We start from the raw sequence: 20,565 nt of genomic DNA, 5'->3' as shown, positions 1-20,565 counted from the left end.
CGTCACACACAGGTTTTTTAACGTCCTGAAGGCTGCGGTTGGGCGACACTGGAGGTCTCGCCCAAGCGAAAAGCAGTCCCTGCGGAAGCGTTTCTGAACAGTCTTCCGCCAGGGTGTTTGAAGAATGACGCTTATCGCGCTCTCAGCATTTCCTGATGCGCAGCTTCACCGGCTTCGGATCCGGAACTTGGTTCCCGCGGATAAAGTTTTTCGAGCGCAGGAATCATCAGTGCAGCGTAGTCCGAGGCGCTGATGCCCGGGCGTCCCGCACCTTCACTCGTGGAGAGCAGGAAGCTCTCGGCTTCCTGGACATGAGCCGAAAGCAGATTTTTGAGTTCGTTGGTCGGGCGCAGGAAGAAAACGGCATTGGTGGTCCGAAGCACCGGGGCAGCGGGGCGGCCCGCAGCGACGGAAAGCGCCGCGGCGGCGAGCACCGTCTGGATCAGGTCTTTGGTGCGCATGGTTTCAGCCCAGCGCAGCGGATCGTCAAAGCGCCCGCCTTTAGACTTGTATTCCAGTGCAATGAGACCGGCGGGGAGCTCCAGCACAGCATCGGGCTGCGCGCAGAGTGCGCCGGCTTTGAACGTTTCGCGGTCCGATTCCGTCAGAAGAAGCTTCGCCGCGTTAGCCGGAAGAAACGGCACCAGTCTCACTGCGTCTTCATCCAAACGGGAAACCGGTTCCGGGTCAAAAAAGACCGCTTCTACGCCAATCCCGCAGAGGTCGGCGTGAGCCATGGATAAGCCCGATCGGCGTTCAAAGGGGAGTGTGAGGAGAAAGCGAGTGCCGGCGAGCGGATCGGGCGCCTTCGGCTGCAGTTTTGCCGGGGATTCCCAAAAAGCCGGTGCGGCAGCTGCAGGCATCGGCGGCTGCACTTCTGCAGCATAAGCCGAGACGGCGGGGGCGGATTCCGGAGCTTGAGCAGACTGAACGGGCTGAGTCTGTTCCAAAACGGGTTCCGGCAGCTTGGGTTCGGCCGCGGCGGTAATGTCAGGACCGGCAGCCCGCAGACGGGCGAGCGCAATAGGGGCTTTGGATGCGGCTCGGGCAGATTGTTCTGCGGCTTCACGATCAAATGCGGCCAGCGGATCTTGAGATGCGGACTCGTCCGCAGCGGGAGAGCTGTCAGCGGTCTCGTCGTCCGTATCGGGGGTTTGATCAATCTTGACGCCGCGGCGGCGCAGGAGCGATCCAATCCAGAAAATGAGCGCCGTGAGGAGCAAAACGATGCCGATGAAGGCAACACCGACAACGATGAGCATGCCTTCGGGCGTTGATGCGTATTCGATGATGGCGTCCATCAACGACCTCCTTTGGGTGTCTTGACGGGCGATCCTTCAGGCCGGTGCGTTTTATTAGCTTGCTTTGGCCGATTGTTGAAGACCGCAGGTTTGGAGGACGGTGCGGTATGGGCACGTTTTCCGCCGGCACATTCCGGTGCATACCGAGGTGCTCTGTTTCCTGGGTTAGCGAGGAAAGCAAATACAGTCGGGAGCTTCGGCAGCGTGCGCATTGCTTTAGGAATCGCCTTCCAGGCAGCAGCCGTTAATGTGCGGATGGATTCGTTTTGTCCTGTGACGTCAATCGCTACCGTGAGCCGTGTGTCGGGCGCCAGTGTTTCAAGGAGCGCATCGAGGAGCGCAGTGTTGCGGTACGGTGTTTCGATAAAGAGCTGTGTTTCGCTTGCGCGGCTCGCTTTTTCGGCAGCCAGAATGGCAGCGCGCCGTTCGGCATCGTGCTTAGGCAAGTAGCCCGAGAAACGGAAGCGCTGACCGTCGAGCCCCGAGGCCATGAGCGTCAAGAGAATCGAACTGGGGCCGGTGAGCGGTACGACGCGGATGCCCAATTCATGCGCCCGTGCGGCAATCTGCGCACCGGGATCGGCAACGCCGGGGCAGCCGGATTCGGAAAGAACGGCCGCATCGGCGCCGTCAAGCACGGGCTGCAGCCATTCGCTGATCAATTCGGGGGCCGGATCATGACCAATTTCAACAATGTCAAGTTCAGCAATGGGTTTGGGATGACCCATGGCTTTAAGCGTTGCACGGGCCGTTCGGGCCGCTTCAACGAGAAAGTGATCAATGCGGCGGGCCGTTTCAACGGTCGACGCCGGAAGCGCATCCAGCGCAGGTGCTTCGCTGATGGGGCACGGCAGAAGATAGAGCTGACCAGACATCACGGCGTCCTTAGAAAAACGGAAAAACGGGCGGGCTGAATGAAAGTTTCGGGCAATGACTGCGTTTATAGGCCGGGAAGCACCTCAATGCCGGCCTCTTTAAGCAGTGTCGTGAGCTTCATCAGCGGAAGCCCAATCAGTGCGGTGGGGTCGTCCGAGGATACGGCAGACATCAGTGCAATGCCGAGCGATTCAATTTTCGCTGAACCCGCGCAGTCAAAAGGTTTTTCGCGGTCGATATAGGCTTCAATTGCACTTTGGCTCAAAGGACGCATACGCACCCGTGTGAGGCTTTCGGCGGTGTGAGCATGCCCTTGGGTGTCGATGACGCAGAGTGCCGTCGCAAAGACGGTCTCTTCACCCTGCATGGCGCTGAGCTGCTTCACCGCATTTTCGCGGGTATGGGGTTTGCCGAGCCGCACGCCGTGCAGGTCGGCCGTTTGATCGGAGCCGATAACAACGGATCCCGGATGCTGATTCCAGACGGCACGCGCTTTGAGTTCGGCCAAACGGAGGGCTGTTTCTCGCGGCGTTTCGCCGGGCTGAGCGCTTTCATCCACATCCGGAGAAATGGATTCATAGGGCAGACACAGTCGATCCAGGAGCTCGCGCCGGTAGCGGGAGCTTGAGGCAAGAATAAGGAGAGGCTTCATGGTGTAGTGGATTGTAGTCGCAAGCCTCTATAGACACTGCATTTAAAGAGCGATTCGATGCGGATAGGCTAGACTTGGTGCCGCTCGAACCAAAGAGCCATATACATACCAAGGCTCGATGGGGAGTTCGCTGTGCGAAGGCAGACTTTTGTTGAGGAGCTATTGAGCCATGCCGCAGTTCATTAATATTTTTGAGCTCGCCCGCCGAGGTGAGACGATTGAAGGCGAAGTTGCCGTGAAGGATCTTCCCAATTTGCTCGGCTTCACCGCTACGGAAAACGGCACGCTCCGATTCGTCGCAACGGGGCTCGGCGAACGCCGCGGACTTCCTGCCGTGGATCTTGATATGGAAGGCGACGTGGACATTTCCTGCGCCCGATGCTTGAAGCCCATGTCCGTGCACATTGCTTCCGGAGCAGTCTTTCGTTTGGTAAGAACGGAAGCAGAAGCCAATGCCCTTCCGATTGAGGATGACGAAGAGGACGAAGATGTCCTCGTAGGATCGCGCAGCTTCGACCTCGAAAAGTGGGTTGAAGAAGAAGCCATTCTGGCGCTGCCGCGCATGGTCGTGCATGATGCCTGCGAAGAAAAGCGCGAATGGAGCGACGAGGAAGAACCGCAGGAAGAGAAGCGCCCCAATCCCTTCGCAGCTTTGGCGGCTTTGAAGAAATAACCTTCAGCGCATTCGGATAACAATCGGCCCGTCCGCATCGAAATGCGGCGGGCCGTTCTTGTTAGATGCTTATTAAGTCAATGTGACTTTATTTCGCCTCAGCTTCATCAGGCAGTCTGGCGCCGCACACTGAACAGAAGAGCGAATCGCGCGAGACCGCGGGTGTGCCGCAGGCCGTGCAGCGCTTAGGCACCGGGGCGAGTTCGACAATCAGTTCGCCTTCCTCTACCGGGACCATGCGGCGGGTCTGAGCAAAGTCAGCGCGCTTAAGCACGCGCTTGACGATCCCGTCGACGGCTGCGCAGACAGCCTTTTCCTGCTTCATGATTGAGACATTGAAAAGTTCCTGACCGGCTTTGACAATGTCGCCTTCGGCTACGTGCACGATCCAAAGATCGGCCTTGCGCGGGCTGGCCACCTGATAAACGTTGCCGGGCTCTGCGCGCAGCACGGTCGACTTCGGTCCCGTGCCTTCCTTCACCTTCACGGCACAGGTGAGGATCTCACTGTCGAGCACATAGCGCACCGTGGAGAAACCCTCTTCGGTCACCGGATCAATCGACAAAATGTGCATCTGGTGGGGTTTGCCGTCAGAGCTCGAAAAGTTGAGCGTTTCGCCCGACCGGAGCCCCTCAAACCACACGTCAAGCGGCAGCGCGTTGGGGTCGCCGAAACGGCGGCGGAATTCGATGGTCTTGAGCGCGTCGGCCGGATGATTCATGTACATCACGAATTCTTCTTCGGTGGCCGGACGTTTGATCAGACTTTCGAGCTTCACGCGCTCGCCGGCAAGGTCGGCGGGCGCGAGCGTGAGGAGCGGCGACTCTGCACGGCGGTCGCGCAGGGCTTCGCGCCACTTTGCCCCGAAGGCGCTTTCATAGACCCAATCCTCGGGGAAGCCGAGCGGAAGCCGGCCGAATTTGCCTAGCAGCAGATTGCGGAACGCTTCGTTGCAGTCCATGTAGATGATGAGGCGCTCATCGCGCTCGGCCTGAGTGAGGTTCGTGCGCTTGCTCCCCGCCGTACGCACGGCGTTGAGGAGCCGCTCCACTTCAGGCATTCCGCCGCGCTTCCAGGCCCCGGTAACGGCTAGGAAAGCGGTGTTCCAGGTGATTTGCGAGCCCGGCGTGACGTCGTGGTAGCGCACGATGCGGCGTGAGCACTCGAGGAATTCAAGCATGAAGGGCAGCAGCTGAATGTAGCCCTGCTTGACAGCGCCTTCCTGCGAAGATGAGGTAGCTCCGCCGGGCATTTGGTAGCGCGTGACGTCATAGTCGACGCCCTGGAAAAAGGGCGAGCAGTAGCGGTCAAACCACGGCATCACCTGCTTGGCGGCAAAGTTGGCTTTAGCGACGGCCTCGCGGTCTAAGAGCGTCTTCATGCCGAGTTCGTCTTCAAGATAGGCGGCGAGCGACAAGAGGTCGCCCTGACCATAGCTGCGCACCGAGGCGCCGAGCCCAGCGTCGAGAATTTCGCAGCCCGCAGCGGCAGCGGCAGCACAGGCCGGCAGGAAGAGACCGTCGACGGCATGACGGTGGTAGTGAAGAACGAGTTCGGGCCAGCGTTTTTTGAGCGCCGTCACCAAGGCCGTCATGAAGGCGGGCGAACAGACGCCCGCCATATCTTTGAGGCCGAGCGTGATGCGGCGGACGGCGGTCTGTTCGGGCACGCCCATGATCTTTGCGGTCATGTCGACCACGGCTTCGGCGGACTGCAGGCAGTAGTTGACGTCAAACCACGGCGCGCACGAAAGCGCAATGGCGGGCTCAAAGAGCTTATCGGGACGGCTGAGAACCACTTCGGCGATCGGCGCCATATTGTCGGCTTCATTAAGGAAGTCAAAGCACCGCACGACGTCGTAGTGCTCGCAGATCATTTCGCCCGTAAGCTGCATGAGATTGCGCGGCTGCGGGGTGTAGCCCAGCACATTGGTCGAGCGCACGAGGAGCTGCTTCAAAGTCTTCGGCGCAAAAGCGTTCCACTCGCGGGCTTCCTCGAAGGGATAGGTCATGTTGGCGAGCATCGCCACATGAAAGTGTGCCCCGCCGCCGTTCTCAATGGAAAAGAGCCCTGCGCTGTCCAGATAGGGGCCGACCAGCCGGTCCTCAGCAAGACGCATGCGGTTGCCGTGGTTGGACTGGGTCATGTCGCGCGTGGTCGTATCCGTAAAGTGGATGCGGCCCGTGTCGCGGATGAAGGCGAGGAGGTCTTCTCGGTCTCCCTGCGGATAGGGCGAGGGGCGGCTTCGCGCCGCTTCAGAGAGCTCGGGCGAGAAGGGCTGAAAGTGCGCTAGTTTGGGCGTGGTCTTCGAGCGGTATTCGCCGAGCGAAACGTAGGGGTTGAAGCCGCGCGCAGAAATTTCCGCGACAAGCTTGGCGAGCCGTTCGCTTTCAGGCTCCAAATCCGTGTAGCGCAGAATCTCCGGGTGCTCTTTGATGAAGGTGGTGGTCACTTCACCCGCGCGGAAGCTCGGATGGGCCACGACTCGGCGCAGGAAGGGAATGGTGGTCTTCGGGCCGCCGATCACGTATTCCTGCAGCGCTCGGTCCATGATCCCAAGCGTCTTTTGCCAGTCACGGGCATAGGTGATGAGGAGCGCGCCGGCGGAATCGTAGTTGGAGGGGAATTCATAGCCGGCGGAGAGGTTCGAGTCGAGGCGCACGCCCGGTCCGCCCGGAGAGACGTAGCGGGTGATGAGGCCGGAATTGGGGGTGAAGCCTTCCTGAGGATCCTCCAGATTCACGCGGACCTGAAGGGCATGGAAGGAGGCCCGCGTATTTTCCTCGGTAAAGCGCAGGGTGCTCCCGAAGGCGATAGCGATCATTTCTTCGACCAAGTCGACGCCGTAGCGGCTTTCGGTAATGCCGTGCTCGACCTGCAGACGCGTGTTCACCTCGATCATGTAGGGTTCGCCCGCTTCGGTCACGAGGAACTCCACGGTGGCAACCGAGTGATACCCCACAGCCAGCACGAGCCGGCGGGCATAGTCTTTGAGCTCTGCGCGCAGTTTTGGCGTCATGCCGCGCCACGGCGACGGCGTGACTTCGAGGAGCTTCTGGTTGTTGCGCTGAACCGTGCAGTCGCGTTCGTCAAAGGCAAACACATTGCCCCAGCGGTCAGCGATCACCTGAATTTCGATGTGGTGAACCTTGGGGAGGTATTTTTCAACGAAGAGCCGAGGGTTGCCAAAGGAGGCCTCCGCCATGGCTGAAGCCTTTTCAAAGGCGTCTTCAAGCTCATCCTCGTTGGTCACGAGGAAAATGCCGCGTCCGCCGCCGCCGCCCTCGGCTTTGAGCATGATCGGGAGACCAATTTCATGAACGATCTTTCGCGCGCCCGGAACGTCGACGGATTCGTCGGAACCCGGGACCACCGGAATGCCGAGGCTGCGTGCCACGCGGCGTGCTTCGACCTTATTGCCGAGAAGGTGCATCGCTTCGGCCGTAGCGCCGATGAAGGTGATGCCGGCCTCGGCGCAGAGCTTCGGAAAGTTATTGTCTTCGCTCGCAAAGCCCCAGCCCGGATGGATGGCGACGCAGCCGCGTTCGCGGGCGAGGCGGATGATGCGCGGAAGGTCAAGATAGGCGCGCGGGTCCGCTCCGAGCAGAATCAGTTCCTGTGCGGAGGCTGCTGCCGGTTCGGTTTTGTCGATGTCGGTCGCGGTAATGGCGGCAATCGCTTCAAATCGCTCGCGAATCGAGCGGCTGATGCGGCGTGCGGGGATGCCGCGGTTGGCGACCAAAATCACCTTGCCGCGCAGACTCTCGCGTACTTCCTCAAAAGTTCGTTGCTGCATGGATGGAATTCCTTCCCTTGAGTTGTTTTAAAGGCTTGCGTTGATTTTGTGCTGCGTATGAGACTTTATTTTTAAAGCGTGTCTCACGCGCGGCTCTTTTGGGGATCAAGTATCCGAGACGTTTCAATCCCCTTAGAAGAATTCATGCCGCCCGGGGCGGGAGACGTTCAATGCGTCTCCGGCGACCGGGCACTCAATTTCGCGGTGCCGCTGCCGCTGCTGCGGCGTGCGGCGCTGGCGCCGCTTTGATGAGACTGCCGCGGTCGATGGTGACTATTTCGCCTGACGGCGTCTCGAGGAGGAGCTCTCCGTCGGGCGCGAGACCAATAAGTCGGCCCTCGGTCAGGGTGCCCTCAGCGCTCTCAACCGCCACGTCGCTTCCGAGCCAAAGGAGGTGAGCCTGCGCGAGCGCTCGCCAGGAGGCGGTAAGCCGGACGGGGTCGGCTTCGCGCAGATGACGAAGAATGCGACGCCAAAGTTCATAGGGATCCATTGCGGCTCCCCCGCGGGGCACCAGGCGCCCGGGCGGGAGCGCAGCGCCCTCTCGGAGCGCCGACGCTTCGGGCGACCAGTTGACATTGAGGCCGATCCCTGCGGTGAGGAGCCCGTCAGTTTCTTCGAGCAGAATGCCGCCCACTTTGGCCGGCCCATTGGGCGAAAGACAGATGATGTCGTTAGGCCACTTCATGAGCACCGGGAAGCCGAGACTGCGAAGCGCTTCAGCGGTCAAAGCCGCCGTCGCTGCGGCGGACGCCCGCGTGGCATAAACCCCTTCAAGCGGCAGTCTGACGCCGGCATGAAGATTCCCTCGGGCGCTCTCCCATGCGCGGCCGTATTGTCCGCGTCCTGCTGTCTGCAGGTTTGCAAAGATCGAGCCATAGACCGGCAGGCGGTCTGCAGCATAGAGCGAGCGGGCGAGCGTGAGAACTGAATCCGTTTCGTCAATACGGTAAATGCCGTCAGGATCAGGTTCACCGAGCGCAGACGCCGGATCGGTCGATTGAAGCAATGGTGCTGGGATCATGAAGCGGAGGTCCGAAAAGGACCGGAAGTTGTTTTCTTTGAGCCTATCAGCCTCATTGGCTGTTGGCGGCGCTCATTGCGCCAAACCTGCGCCGGCGTGCACGGCTTTTGCGCCTTTCCTGCACGTGTTGGGAGATATGCCGTACAGACTAAATGCTTAGTTCGGGGTTTCGGGCGGCTGCTTTCGATTCGCCGGGTCGGCGTACGTCCATGGGGACGATGTCGTGCTGAGCGGCTCCTTTAGTGCAAGGTATTTGACGGATATGTCTGCAAAAATTCGGTTTAAACAATATATCTAATTGATTAATAAAGAAACATGCACGCAATTATTAGAAAATTGCAATGAATGTCGGGGAAATTTGAGAAATATCCCGTTCTCCTAAGCGGATCTACTTAGAGGCGGCAAACAAAACCATCGAGGAAAAGTGCACTATTACTGCACTAGAGATGGAAACGAAAAGAAGTTTCCATAAAGCTCAATCAAATACGTCTTTTATTTCGGAGATTCTGCGATGAAATTCACTGCCTTGCATATGAGTGATGCCGCTTCGGCAGCATCTGCTGCAGGCGGGCAGAGTCTCCGGCTTCCGCCCCTGCACCTAGGGCTGCGACTGCCGCCGCGGTCGGCGCTGCACCTTAGGGTGGAGGACGGTTTCTGCTGAAGCTTTGTGCTTCAAGCTTTTCGAGGCCGCCCTCCCGCCCCGCCCCAACGCGCAGAGGGTTGACCTGACTGCATGACTGCATTTATGGCGGTCTGCGCTGAGCGCATCCCGATGCCTGCAGTCTTTCTTTTGAAAGACCGCATCAAACGATTTCCAGCTTTTTTCCTGAGGATGCCGTCATGTTCCAGTCCTTTGCCTTCATGTCTCGCCGAGACTTTATTGCTGCCGCCGCTATGGCCGCTGCCGGGATCGTCTGCTCGTCGCCTCGCGGCGTTTTTGCCGCCGAGCCCGAAAAGCGCTCGGTGACCATTGCCGTCGGCGGCAAAAATCTCTACTACTACCTGCCGATGGCGCTCGCCGATTGGATGGGCTTTTATAAGGACGAGGGACTTGACGTCAAAGTCGTGGACTTTCAGGGCGGATCGAAATCCCTTCAGGCTGTGGTCGGCGGCTCAGCGGATGTGGTTTCGGGGGCGTTTGAGCACACGCTTTCGATGCAGACCAAGCGCCAGTCCATGCAGGCCTTTGTGCTTCAGGATCGTGCGCCGCAGTGTGTTTTTGCCATTAACCGCCGCACCATGAAGGGAGTCAAGGATCCCGCTGCGCTCAAAGGCCGCCGCATCGGCGTCACGGCGCCGGGGTCGCATTCGCACGTGATGGCCAACTTCGTGATGGCGCGTGCGGGCGTGAAGCCTAATGAATACTCGGCCATCGGCATCGGTTCGGGCGCGGGCGCTGTGGCCGCCGTCCGCTCTGGGCAGGTGGATGCTTTCGTCGGGCTCGATCCGGTCGTCACGCAGCTCGAAAAAGCCGATGCCATTGACATTGTGGTCGATACCCGCCGCGTGGAAGAAGGCGACGCACTCTATAACGGCCCGATGGTCGCGGGCTGCCTCTACGCGCCTCAGACCTTCATTGACCGTAATCCGGAAACGGTTCAGCGCATGACGAATGCGGTTATTCGTTCGCTCAAAACCATCGCAGCGATTACGCCCGAGGAGCTCATGAAGTCCGTGCCGAAGGCCGCCTTCCTCGGCAATCCGAAGCTCTACGCCGAATGCTTCCTGCGTAATCGCCCGGCCATGTCGATTGACGGCCGGTTCCCGGAGGGGTGCGTTGAGACCGCCGCCAAAGCGCTCGCATCGGTGAAGCCCGAACTCGCTGACTTCAAGTTTGATGCCGCGGCTGCGTACACCAACCGCTTCGCGGATGCCGCGAAGAAGGCCTGATTTCTAACCCCATTATCAACACTTTCAACACTTCGCCCGGGGGAATAACCCTCGGGCCGCGCCCATAATCCAAAGCCGCTCTCATGCAAATGCGGCAGAGGCGCAAAACCCTAAAACAAAAAAGAAATTCATAGAGGAAGCGGTCTGATGTCGAGCGAGACAAATGAACCGATTGGAGCGGCTCGAAACCCTGTGCCGGCCATAGCATTTGAAAACGTCACCTGCAGTTTTGAAACGCCTGAGGGCGTTTATACCGCCACGAAGGATGTGTCCTTTTCGATCGGCGACGGCGAGTTTGTGAGCGTCGTCGGACCGACGGGCTGCGGAAAGTCGACGCTGCTTAACGCTGCGGCCGGGCTTTTAAAGCCCGCTGCCGGGCGCGTCTTGATTTACGGCGAAGCCCTGAACGGCATCAACCATCGGGCCGGCTACATGTTTCAGGCCGAAAGCCTGATGCCTTGGGCGACAGCGATTGACAACGTCATGATGAGCCTGAAGTTTCGCGGCGTCCCGGAAAATGAGGCGCGTGAGGCGGGCTTTGACTGGCTCGAACGCGTGGGGCTCGAGCGTTTTGCCGACCGCTATCCGCATGAACTTTCGGGCGGCATGCGTAAGCGCGTCGCCATGGCCCAGACCATGATTGCCGATCCGGACATTCTTCTCATGGATGAATCCTTCTCAGCGCTCGATATTCAGACGCGGCAGCTCATGGAAAACGAACTGCTTGAACTCTGGCAGGCGAAGAAAAAAGCCGTGCTCTTTATCACCCACGATTTGGATGAGGCCATTGCGATGTCCGACCGCGTGGTCGTGATGTCGGCAGGGCCCGCTTCGCACCCCTTGGGGAGTTTCCCCATTGCCATCCCGCGTCCGCGAAACGTTGCCGAAATCCGTACCCGCGCGGACTTTAACGAATGCTATTCGGCCATTTGGGAGGTGCTCCGCGAAGAGGTACTGAAGAGCTACCGCGAACACCGCGCGCACGTCGGCTCGATGGCGAGCTGATTAGAGAGAGGGAGACACATCATGCAGCGCAAAGGTTTTCAAATTCGAATTTGGCAGTGGGGGCTCCTCGCAGCGATCTTCGTCTTTTGGTGGGCGATGACCAAGCCCGGATTAATTCCGGCGTTTTTCTTCTCCGACGACAGTCAAGCCGCCTTCTTTTTCGGCGAACCGGTGATCATTCTTCAGCGTATTTGGGAGTGGTTTGCGGGCGGCGAAATCTACAGCCACCTCGGCGTTACGCTTTATGAAACCGTCATGGCCTTTGTGATCGGCACGGTTGCAGGGCTCGCCGTTGGTCTTTGGCTCGCGCTCTCGCCGGTGGCGGCAGCCGTGGCGGACCCCTTCATCAAGGGTTTCAATTCCATGCCCCGCGTCATCCTTGCGCCGATTTTCGCCGTGTGGTTCGGACTCGGGCCGGCCTCCAAGATTGCGCTCGGCTTCACGCTCGTCTTCTTCATTGTCTTTTTCAATGTCTATCAGGGCGTGCGCGAAGTGAATCCCAATGTTCTCGCAAGCGCCAAGATGCTCGGCGCCACGCGCCGGCAGCTTCTGCGCTACGTCTATCTGCCGAGCGCCATGAGCTGGGTCTTTTCGAGCCTCCATACATCGGTGGGCATGGCGTTTGTTGCAGCCGTGATTGGTGAATATTTGGGCTCGGCAGAAGGCGTGGGCTATCTGATTCTGCAGGCCGAAACGACCTTTGACATGAATACCGTGATGGCCGGCATTTTGGTGCTGACGGCCTGTGCGCTGATCCTCGACCGCATCGTGACGGAAGTTGAAAAGCGCCTGATGCGCTGGCAGCCGACGGTTTGATGGGGGAGCGGGTTCTAACCGCTTAACACAGCATTTTTTAAATTCTTCCTCTTTGGGCTCTCTAGGATCAGCAGATCGCGAGAGCCCTCTTTTTTTGTGGTCCCTCAGCCCTCAACCTCAAATACAAGGGAGGGAGAAAAACAAATCGTCAACAACACGCCGATCGGTTGATCAACTGTTAACCGGCGTATAAGCACTTTGACTGCCGCTCTAGGCATTAGAACAAATCCTCTGGCCGGAAACGGGGCTCGACGCTTACGCTTCCCTGATGCGTAGGTAACTTTTAAAGGAGCGTCAAATGATCCGAGTTTCTCTGCTTTCTGTCGCTGCGGTACTGGCTTTTGCGGCGGGCTCCGCCCCCTCGGCTTTTGCAAAGGACGGCGTGTACACGTCGACAACCCTGGGCCGCAATGGCGACGTCACGGTCCAGACGACCATCACGAACGGACGCATCGCGGACGTGAAGGTGCTCGATTGGTCGGAAACGCATCCTATTGCAGACCTGCCGCGAGTGAAGGTGCCGGCAGACATCGTCAAAAATCAGAGCCTCGGCGTTGATGTCGTTTCGGGCGCCACGCTCACTTCATTTGCCATCATCAATGGCGTGAGAGATGCGCTCAAACAAGCGGGACTCAATCCCGCTGACTTCTCAAAGAAGATCGCACCGCAGCCGAAATTAACCGACACGGTCGAAGAATCGGCCGATATCGTCATTATTGGCGCCGGGGGTGCTGGTCTTTCGGCTGCCGTAACGGCTGCTAAAGCCGGCAAGAGCGTCATTGTGATGGAAAAGACGCACTACGCCGGCGGCAACACCAGTGTTGCGGGCGGGTGCTACAACGCTGCCGATCCCGCTCTGGAAGCGAAGCAGGAAATGTCTCCTCAGCGCCGTGCATCAGTTGACACACTGCTCGCGGAACCGGTGCGCAGCAAGCTTCACGGCGAACTGATTCAGAAGGTCAAGGAGCAGCTCGCTCAATACGATGCCAAAGGCGGGAAATACCTTTTTGATTCGGTAGAGCTCCATGCGCTTCAGTCCTGGAAAGCAGGGGATTACGCCGGGAATCTCGACCTCGTTTATGAGCTCGCCAAAGGGGCGCCGGAGATGCAAAAAGAGCTTGCCGAGATGGGATTTAAGTGGAATTCGGGTACGGAGCAGGTGGTCGGCGCCCTGTGGCCGCGCTCCAACCGCGCGAGCAACTATAAGTCCGGCGTGGGTTATATCGACACCTTCTTAAATGAAATCAAAACAAAACATCTGCCCGTCACCTTCATCATGAATACGGCAGCATCTGACATCCTGATGAAGGATGGACGTGCGGCCGGTGTTGTCGGCACTGCAGAAAACGGCAGAACTTTTAAAGTATTGGCCAAAGACGGCGTCATCCTCACGACGGGCGGCTTCAGCGCCAATATCGATATGCGCGTCCAGTACGACACCATCTGGGATAAAAAGATTGGGAAGGGCGTCATGACGACCAATGTGCCGTCGATTACCGGTGACGGCATCAAAATGGCCCAGAAGGTCGGGGCGAATCTGATTGATATGGGCTACATCCAGCTCCTTCCGACGACGGATCCCTATACCGGCGCCACCAATCATGCGGTTTCCCTTACCACGGGCATCTATCTCAATACGGACGGGAAACGCTTCGTCAATGAACTCGGGCGCAGAGACGAACTCGCCCGCGCAGCGCTTGCTCAGCCCGACCACAAGTTCTTCATTTTGGCAACGAGCGATGCCAATAAGATCGATAAGGAAGGACGGAATCAATACGGCATTAAGGTGGCTGATCTCATCAAATCAAAGAAAGTCTTTGAAGCGAACACCTGGGATGAATTGGCTGAGAAGGCCGGCATCAACAAAGAGAACATGAAGAAGACCATTGCAGATTGGAATGCTTTCTGCCGCAATCCGGTCAACGATCCTTTCGGCCGTGTTTCCTGTGACCCAGGCGTGCGGCTTGACGGCAAGGGTCCGTTCTATGCCACCGTCTTCACGCCTTCCGTGCACCACACGATGGGGGGCGTTCAGATTAACGGCAAGGCCCAAGTTCTCGATACTAAAGGCACGGTTATTCCAGGACTCTATGCTGCCGGCGAAGTGACGGGCGGCGTGCATGGGAAAAATCGAGTCGGCTGCAATGCTGTGCCGGATGCTTTGGTGTTTGGGCGCATTGCCGCACTCAACGCGGTGCACTGAGGTCGGCAACGGTCATTAGATAAAAAAGACTAAAAAGAGGAGACCACGCTGATAAGGTACCCCCAAAAGCGTGGTCTTTTCTTTTGCACCTTTTCTTTTGAAGCTTTTCTTGGACGAAGTTCGCTCATGAGGCCATTTCAAAGAAAACGGTTTTCTGCCAAAATCGAATAATTGAAGCATTTGATTTTCTACCGTGAACACGCCTCGCAGAGGCATATCCTCTCTGAGGCCGGTACTTTTTTTGATGGAAGGTTTCACCATGCCGGCCATGCCGTTATTTATTTCCGTCAGTGAAGCGGCTTCGCTTCCTAACCGTTGTTTCATTGATGTTCGCTCACGCGTGGTTCACGGATGGGATGCCCTCGGGGCATACAGCAAGGGGCATATTGCCGGAGCTCAGTTTCTGGCTTTTGACCGCGTGTTTGCTCGTGACCCGGTCTTTGAGCTGGGACGCCATCCCTGGCCGGATCGCCGCACCGTTGCCGCACATCTCCTCGGTGTTTTGGGACCGGCGGGCAATGCTCATCATCGCGTGATCTTTTATGACGACGGCGGCATGAATTTTGCAGCACGAGCGGCGCTCTGCGCTCGTTGGGCAGGTTTCTCGAATGCCCAGATTCTCGACGGCGGTCTTTCGGCTTGGGTGCGGTGCGGCTTGCCGCTCAATGATGGCGCACCGGCTGCTGCAGATCATCCAGCGGCCAAGAGGGTGAACGATTTTCTGCGGCAAACGATCGCTGGCGCCGTTCTTCAGATTCTTGGCAAAGCGGCGTTTTTCAATGCAGTTAAGCAGGTTGACCGACTGGTGATTGATGGCCGGCCTCGGGAGCGCTTTGCTGGGCGAACGGAAAATCTGGATGCTCGGCCCGGGCATGTGCCGGGTGCGGTCAATCGTCCGGCCACAGAAAATCTCGATGCTGACGGCTCTCTCAAGTCCCGAGAAGCACTTCGCCGTGAATGGGGCGCAGTGATTGGCAGCAGAGATCCGCGAAGCATCGTTCAGATGTGCGGCTCGGGTGTGGCGGCATGTCTGAATGCGGCTTCGCTCGATGCGGCCGGCATTTTGCCTATCGCTGAGGCAGTGCTTTACCCAGGCTCCTGGTCGCAGTGGGCGGCAGATTCCCATTTGCCGGCGGAAATCGGTTATCGCGATACCGCGGAATAACGCGTGTTTTGCGGTTGATCTCCCAGTCTTTGGAGAAGATGCACTTCAAAGGCTGGGGAATGTCTCGTTTGCATAAATAAAATGCGATATCCAATAAAGGATCTTTAAAAAGACAGAATTATTCAAATAAATTTCTTTCTCATTTCGAGAAAGATTCTTGCCAAAAAATAAATATCGGTTTGGCATTGATGACAGTGAAGCAGTTCTCAATCTCAGCGCTTGATGAGTGTTGACAGCAGGACGGCGTCAAGCGCCAAAAGCAAATGAAGCTCTCGATGCACAGAGCGCCAGCTTCAACGAGGCAATCGGCGTTCGGATAGCCTGCCGTCCTGTTTTGTGACCTGTTGGGGTAGGTCATTTTTGCGTTCGTTAGGTAGGCAATTTATGCGTTCGCGTAACAGTTTGACCGATTTTTGTGTAGGCAGATTGATTTGAGTTGACGCTTTCAACTAACGCTTTCCTTGCTGGGGACTCGGCAAAGGAGATGACTCGAACGGCAACAGGAGTCTTCGAAACCCTACGACTCTCAAATTGACCTTAAATGCCGCGCCGTTCTCTAATGTGTTTTCGTTTTCCGGTGGTCAGGGAAGCGGAGCAGCAGGAAATCGGCAATGACTTCCGCTTTGCTGACGGGTGGATAAGCCTCCTCGAAGAATCGTTTGCAGAAATTGTGAACGCCTTAGGCCTGCATTGCTCCAGTCGCAGTCGTGATAGCCCCGATTTATTGGAGGAGGCGTGGAGATCATTTCGTAGTGACTTTCCCAGCGTGAGGAGGTTCGCCTGTTTACATGGCGAAGGCAGACCGTCGAGTAAGAAAGCGAATACATCAACCATATGTTTACAGCATCTTAACTGAGTGTTGCATATGAGCAAACTGCATTATTTAAGCGTTAACACTACCCATTCCAATCATTAAAGTTTACGCATTTAGAACGTTTTCAAAAATTCATCATAGGGTTTACCCCCCCCCCCACGATGTTGACACATCCATTCCTACACTCCCGTCAGTGCTTCGCGCACTTGTTCTGTTCACGACGTGTAAACGCCGACGCAGAAAGAACCTCATTATTCTTGGAGTAAAAGAATGAATCGTAATTTCAAGGTGGTCTTCTCTAAAGCACGTGGTGCGCTGATGGTGGTTAACGAAGCCACATCGAGCGTCCAGGCTAAGGGTACAAAGACCGTTATCGCCGCCGCTGTCGCTGCGCTCTCTCTCGGCGCAGGCGTGGCTTCGGCTGCTTCGCAGACATTCAAGGATGTCACGCTCGGCGCCGGCGATGTTCTGACCGTCACGACAGAGACCGATGCAAATAAATACGCTGTAACCGGTGAAATCAAGGGCTCTGTTGATGGTAAGGACGAAGCCCAGACCTTTACGAAGGATGATACGTTCGGTGCTGATGCCTCGATCAAGCTCGACGGCGGCAAGCTCGTTCTGCAGAATACGGAGGCGTTTGATGTCGCCGTTACTGCTGGATCGACTGGCGACATCGTAGTTGAAGCGGTAGATACGACAGGGAATACTTACGGAAAGCTCGCAAGTGGTACCTACGACAAGGATCTCAATATTGATCTGAAGACCTTCAACGCCAAGACGGGTGGCACAGCTGGTGATGCTAAGGTTGAAGTGACCGGTGCACTGACCCTTAAATCCGGTGCACTTACCATTGGAGCTTCTGATAAATCCGAAGGTTCGGCTGTTCTTGGTACTGCCACTCTTAAAGCAACTGAAGCTCTTGCACTCGGTGTTCAAGACGAGCTCTATAAGGACGGAGAAGTCGAGACCGCTGGTTCAGTCTATGACATCACGAATAATGGCCAGAACGCCGTTGTAGAAGGCTCAACGGTCACCTACAACAAAGGTACCGTCACCAACTCGGGCGATCTGACCATCCAGAGTACGAATGGTTTGGTCAAAATCACTGATCAGGTTGGATTTGCCAACACTGGGACGATCTCCATTGAAGCGGCCTCCGGCAACGTTGAATTCGGTGCTGACTACGACACTGCTGCCAATCAGGGCGGTCAGGTTTTCTTCAAGGTTGCTGATGCTAACACCATCAAGCTTAGCGGCGCTGTCGCCGCTGATACCGTGAAGGTCGGAGAGAAGGTAAAGGACGAAAAGAATCAGATCGTTTTTGACGGCAATACGGAAATTTCTGGGGACGCTTCGCTTTCCGCTAAGACCCTTACTCTCTCGGGCAAGACGCTGACGGTTCAGGCTAATACTCTGGATGATACGGCTTCCCTTACTGCCGAAGCCACCACCGTGGATGCGGCTGGCTCCAAGATTGCGGTTAACGGCTACGCTGCCGCCAACCTCGGCGCCATCACCATCGCTGATGCCTCAACTGCTGCGGGCCTCACGCTGACGGTAGATTCCACTGCCTCGGCTTCCGCCAAGTCCCTTACTATCAAGGCTGCAGGTACAAATCCGACTACCAATGCCGGCACCTTTGCCCTCTCCGGCAAGCTTGGCATCGAAACCCTTGACAATGCCGCTGGCGGTACGGTCACAATTGGTGATTCCGGTAAAATCGGTGCGCTCACGCTGACTTCCGGCGCTTCCGTCAACAACGGTACGATCGCGTTCGCTAATGCATCAACTGATGCCAGCACCGACTCCCTCGTCATCGCCAAAGATGCAGCCCTTACCAATAAGGGTACGTTGGGTTCCGATGTTGCTAACGGCGCCATCGAAGTCGCCGGCACTCTGACCAACGTCAATACGCCTGCAGGGACGAATCCTGTGACTCCGGCTGTCACCGGCACGATCACCACTAAGACCCTTACAGTCAAGGACGGCGGTACGGTTGTTGCTGACATCGATGCAGCTGGTACGGTCTACGGTGTTGCTGAAACCACGCTCGAAGCTGGTTCCACCTTCAAGACGGCTCTGAACTCCAACGTCGCTGCTACTCCGGCTACGGGTGCCGCAAAGGATGAACTCACACTCGTCAAGACCTTCAACCTGAACGGCGGCACGCTTGCTGACGCCGACGGCAATGCCGTCGCCAATTATGAACTCGGCGACAGCGGCGTCCTTAACGTCAACGCTGATCAGGAATTCAAGGCCGTTAAGGTCAACGGAACTGATGCTGAGTTCAACATCGGTACTGAAGACGCTGCTGTGGTTACGGTTGCCGACCTGGAACTTGCCTCCGGTTCTGCTGTGGTTAACAACGAAAGCACCCTGACCGTCGGCAAGCTGACGACGGCTACGGGCCAGACGCTCACGGTTAATGACGGCACCCTGAATGCCAGCCTTACGGCTATTGGTCTGACCAATACGCTGGCGGCTGGTACTGGTGATGCCTACGGCAAAGTTGAGGCCAATACGATCGGTCTCGGCGTTGACGGCGTCTTCGCGCTCTCCGGCTTTACCGATGGTCAGGAACTGACCGCGGCGAACATCACCACGCTCAAGGGCAAGATGGCCAATGGTTTCAAAGGCCTCGTTGATCTCGGCAACGTTGCGATCAAGGATCTCGATACTTCGAAATCCATCAAGTTCTCAGAACTCGCCGCCTTGAAGGGCTTCACCACGACCGCCCTCAAGAGTGCGACCATTGACGGTGAAGGCAAGGCTGTTACGATCGATACTAACTCAGCGACCTACGGCAAGTTCGAAAAGACGGACAGTCTGACTGTTGACGGCGTGAAGCTCACGCTTACGGGTTCCGGCGATCTCGTTACCAAGGTCGTCAACAACGCCGCAACGCTTGCGGATGTGACGCTTGAGAACGAAGGTGTCCTCGCGGTTACCGGTCAGAATGCGGTGATCGGTAATGTGACTGCTGATAGCAGCTCTAAGGGCTTCTTCGAAGTCGAACAGGGCGGTTCGCTTACTGTTAAGGGTAATGTCGACGTCACCGAACTCGCGGTTGGTGCTGACAGCTCGATGACGATCGATGCCTCTAAGACGGATGTGCCTTACACCGTTAAGACGGGTTATCTCGAAGTCGAACAGGGCGGCGTCTTCACAGCTGAAGCTGCGACTGTTGAACTGACAAATACCGGTGCGGCTGGTGATGAAAGTGCCGGTTCCATTGCCGGTACGGCGAAGGTCAAGAGCATCAAGGCTTCGGGCAACGGCAACTTCTTTGTCGCCGGAACGCTGGATGTCACGGATATCCTTGAGATGGGTACTGGCACCCTCTATGTTGGTGATGCAAATCGTTCTGCCGGTACGCTGACGGTTGGTACGCTGAAGTCCGGTACGGTTAATGTCAGTGCGGATTGGGCCAAGAACGAAGGCGTCAGCATCGCTTCCTTTAAGACTCTTGAACTCGGCACTGCCGTTCAGGCTGAAAAAAAGGCAGTCGTCACGATCGGCGCCGATGCTTACACTGCTGACGCAGTGAAGGCTCTTACTGGCTTCACGATTGCTGAATCGCCCGTCTCGGGTGACAAAGCGGTTGACGCTAAGGTTTCGGGGACGGTCAACAACGCTATCGTCGTTGATGCTTCCGACATCATCAAGGGTGTTGTCAGCGCTGGTGCTGCAAATCAAGCCGGAAACTACATCGGCCAGAATAATCTCCTTGTCATCGATGCTCTGACGGCTGACACGACGGGTGAACGCGCTGTGTTCGGTAACTCGCTGACGCTTGCGCAGGGCTCGGTTCTTTATCTTGACAACGCTGCCAACGGTCAGGCGATCAAGATGAGTGCTACGGATTTCAACGCTGATGGTGCAAATGTGGTCTACGAAGGCGATTTGCTCCTGAATGTTGATCGGAAGGCCAATACAAATCTGTTGGTTGTCGGCATCGAAGATAAGGCTGATGTGGTCAATGCACTCGGCGACGTTGCTGGTCTCGATGCGATCTACGGCATGTATGAAAAGGGCGAAAACGTCGGCAACGCCAACGCCAAGTTCTTCCGTGATCTCATGTCGTCGCAGACCTCTTCTGCTTATGACAAGACCACCGGCGAATGGAACTACCAGACCATCCGCACGACTCTGAACGACGTTGCCGCCATCGGCGCCACGACGGGTGCTCAGGCCGTGACGATGGATGCCGTCAACCAGATGGCTGACACCGTTGCTGCTCGTACGTCCATCCTCACGCAGCGCGCTCAGGGCGTCAACGTGTGGGTCGACGTCAACGGCGGCCGCTTCGAAGGCAAGAAGGTCATGGATGGTGCGGGCTACTCGTCC

General features: G+C 57.1%; 13 protein-coding genes. 7 read left to right on the top strand and 6 right to left on the bottom strand.

The genetic code is table 11. The features are described from left to right. Positions 1-131 precede the first annotated feature (131 nt). The 3 genes from DES29_RS04815 to DES29_RS04805 all read right to left on the bottom strand — a co-directional run bounded on the left by DES29_RS04815 (position 132) and on the right by DES29_RS04805 (position 2,829). Positions 132-1,301, bottom strand: a complete 1,170-nt coding sequence (locus DES29_RS04815; protein WP_021995769.1) for a hypothetical protein — start codon at positions 1,299-1,301, stop codon at positions 132-134. After that, a complete protein-coding gene (locus tag DES29_RS04810) occupies positions 1,301-2,176 on the bottom strand; it encodes an SAM-dependent methyltransferase (protein WP_021995768.1) in 876 nt (291 codons plus the stop codon). The genes DES29_RS04815 and DES29_RS04810 overlap by 1 nt, the downstream gene beginning before the upstream one ends. A gap of 65 nt (positions 2,177-2,241) precedes the next feature. Next, a complete protein-coding gene (locus DES29_RS04805) occupies positions 2,242-2,829 on the bottom strand; it encodes a Maf family protein (RefSeq protein ID WP_021995767.1) in 588 nt (195 codons plus the stop codon). 169 nt (positions 2,830-2,998) lie between these two features. Here DES29_RS04805 and DES29_RS04800 point away from each other — a divergent pair, with 169 nt between their 5' ends. Further along, entirely contained in the window at positions 2,999-3,502 is a 504-nt protein-coding gene (locus tag DES29_RS04800) for a YceD family protein (protein ID WP_021995766.1), read from the top strand. A gap of 88 nt (positions 3,503-3,590) precedes the next feature. On the opposite strand, the gene DES29_RS04795 is transcribed toward DES29_RS04800, so the two are convergent. Continuing rightward, positions 3,591-7,298, bottom strand: a complete 3,708-nt coding sequence (locus tag DES29_RS04795; protein WP_113854518.1) for a pyruvate carboxylase — start codon at positions 7,296-7,298, stop codon at positions 3,591-3,593. A gap of 193 nt (positions 7,299-7,491) precedes the next feature. Beyond that, positions 7,492-8,322, bottom strand: coding sequence for a biotin--[acetyl-CoA-carboxylase] ligase (locus DES29_RS04790; protein ID WP_021995762.1), 831 nt, complete (start codon positions 8,320-8,322; stop codon positions 7,492-7,494). 840 nt (positions 8,323-9,162) lie between these two features. On the opposite strand from DES29_RS04790, the gene DES29_RS04785 reads away from it, so the two are divergent. The 4 genes from DES29_RS04785 to DES29_RS04770 all read left to right on the top strand — a co-directional run bounded on the left by DES29_RS04785 (position 9,163) and on the right by DES29_RS04770 (position 14,236). Next, positions 9,163-10,212, top strand: coding sequence for an ABC transporter substrate-binding protein (locus DES29_RS04785; RefSeq protein WP_113854517.1), 1,050 nt, complete (start codon positions 9,163-9,165; stop codon positions 10,210-10,212). Between the two features lie 147 nt (positions 10,213-10,359). After that, a complete protein-coding gene (locus DES29_RS04780; RefSeq protein WP_021995760.1) occupies positions 10,360-11,217 on the top strand; it encodes an ABC transporter ATP-binding protein in 858 nt (285 codons plus the stop codon). A 21-nt stretch (positions 11,218-11,238) separates the two neighbouring features. Next, positions 11,239-12,033 (top strand): ABC transporter permease, encoded by a 795-nt coding sequence (locus DES29_RS04775; protein WP_021995759.1) that lies wholly within the window; start codon positions 11,239-11,241, stop codon positions 12,031-12,033. A gap of 298 nt (positions 12,034-12,331) precedes the next feature. Beyond that, the gene (locus tag DES29_RS04770) at positions 12,332-14,236 is read left to right on the top strand and encodes a flavocytochrome c (protein ID WP_113854516.1); all 1,905 of its coding nucleotides are present in this window, start codon (positions 12,332-12,334) and stop codon (positions 14,234-14,236) included. Positions 14,237-14,251: 15 nt separating this feature from the next. Here the strand turns inward: DES29_RS04770 and DES29_RS04765 are convergent, their stop codons facing one another. Beyond that, positions 14,252-14,506: a hypothetical protein gene (locus DES29_RS04765; RefSeq protein ID WP_113854515.1), complete on the bottom strand. Its 255-nt coding sequence runs from the start codon at positions 14,504-14,506 to the stop codon at positions 14,252-14,254. Between DES29_RS04765 and DES29_RS04760 the strand changes: the two genes are divergently transcribed. Together DES29_RS04760 and DES29_RS04755 are read left to right on the top strand one after the other, a co-directional pair. Continuing rightward, entirely contained in the window at positions 14,496-15,401 is a 906-nt protein-coding gene (locus DES29_RS04760; protein WP_021995757.1) for a sulfurtransferase, read from the top strand. The genes DES29_RS04765 and DES29_RS04760 overlap by 11 nt on opposite strands. A 1,084-nt stretch (positions 15,402-16,485) precedes the next feature. After that, positions 16,486-20,565: beta strand repeat-containing protein (locus DES29_RS04755; protein ID WP_113854513.1), on the top strand; the 4,080-nt coding region annotated here is incomplete at its 3' end.

This window comes from Sutterella wadsworthensis (assembly GCF_003315195.1).
Classification (GTDB): domain Bacteria; phylum Pseudomonadota; class Gammaproteobacteria; order Burkholderiales; family Burkholderiaceae_F; genus Sutterella; species Sutterella wadsworthensis.
This window is presented reverse-complemented; position numbering and strand designations above follow the sequence as displayed.

Coding starts and splice junctions, on each gene's coding strand:
- DES29_RS04815 (WP_021995769.1), bottom strand. CDS start 1,301: ATGGACGCCATCATCGAATACGCATCAACGCCCGAAGGCATGCTCATC.
- DES29_RS04810 (WP_021995768.1), bottom strand. CDS start 2,176: ATGTCTGGTCAGCTCTATCTTCTGCCGTGCCCCATCAGCGAAGCACCT.
- DES29_RS04805 (WP_021995767.1), bottom strand. CDS start 2,829: ATGAAGCCTCTCCTTATTCTTGCCTCAAGCTCCCGCTACCGGCGCGAG.
- DES29_RS04800 (WP_021995766.1), top strand. CDS start 2,999: ATGCCGCAGTTCATTAATATTTTTGAGCTCGCCCGCCGAGGTGAGACG.
- DES29_RS04795 (WP_113854518.1), bottom strand. CDS start 7,298: ATGCAGCAACGAACTTTTGAGGAAGTACGCGAGAGTCTGCGCGGCAAG.
- DES29_RS04790 (WP_021995762.1), bottom strand. CDS start 8,322: ATGATCCCAGCACCATTGCTTCAATCGACCGATCCGGCGTCTGCGCTC.
- DES29_RS04785 (WP_113854517.1), top strand. CDS start 9,163: ATGTTCCAGTCCTTTGCCTTCATGTCTCGCCGAGACTTTATTGCTGCC.
- DES29_RS04780 (WP_021995760.1), top strand. CDS start 10,360: ATGTCGAGCGAGACAAATGAACCGATTGGAGCGGCTCGAAACCCTGTG.
- DES29_RS04775 (WP_021995759.1), top strand. CDS start 11,239: ATGCAGCGCAAAGGTTTTCAAATTCGAATTTGGCAGTGGGGGCTCCTC.
- DES29_RS04770 (WP_113854516.1), top strand. CDS start 12,332: ATGATCCGAGTTTCTCTGCTTTCTGTCGCTGCGGTACTGGCTTTTGCG.
- DES29_RS04760 (WP_021995757.1), top strand. CDS start 14,496: ATGCCGGCCATGCCGTTATTTATTTCCGTCAGTGAAGCGGCTTCGCTT.
- DES29_RS04765 (WP_113854515.1), bottom strand. CDS start 14,506: ATGGCCGGCATGGTGAAACCTTCCATCAAAAAAAGTACCGGCCTCAGA.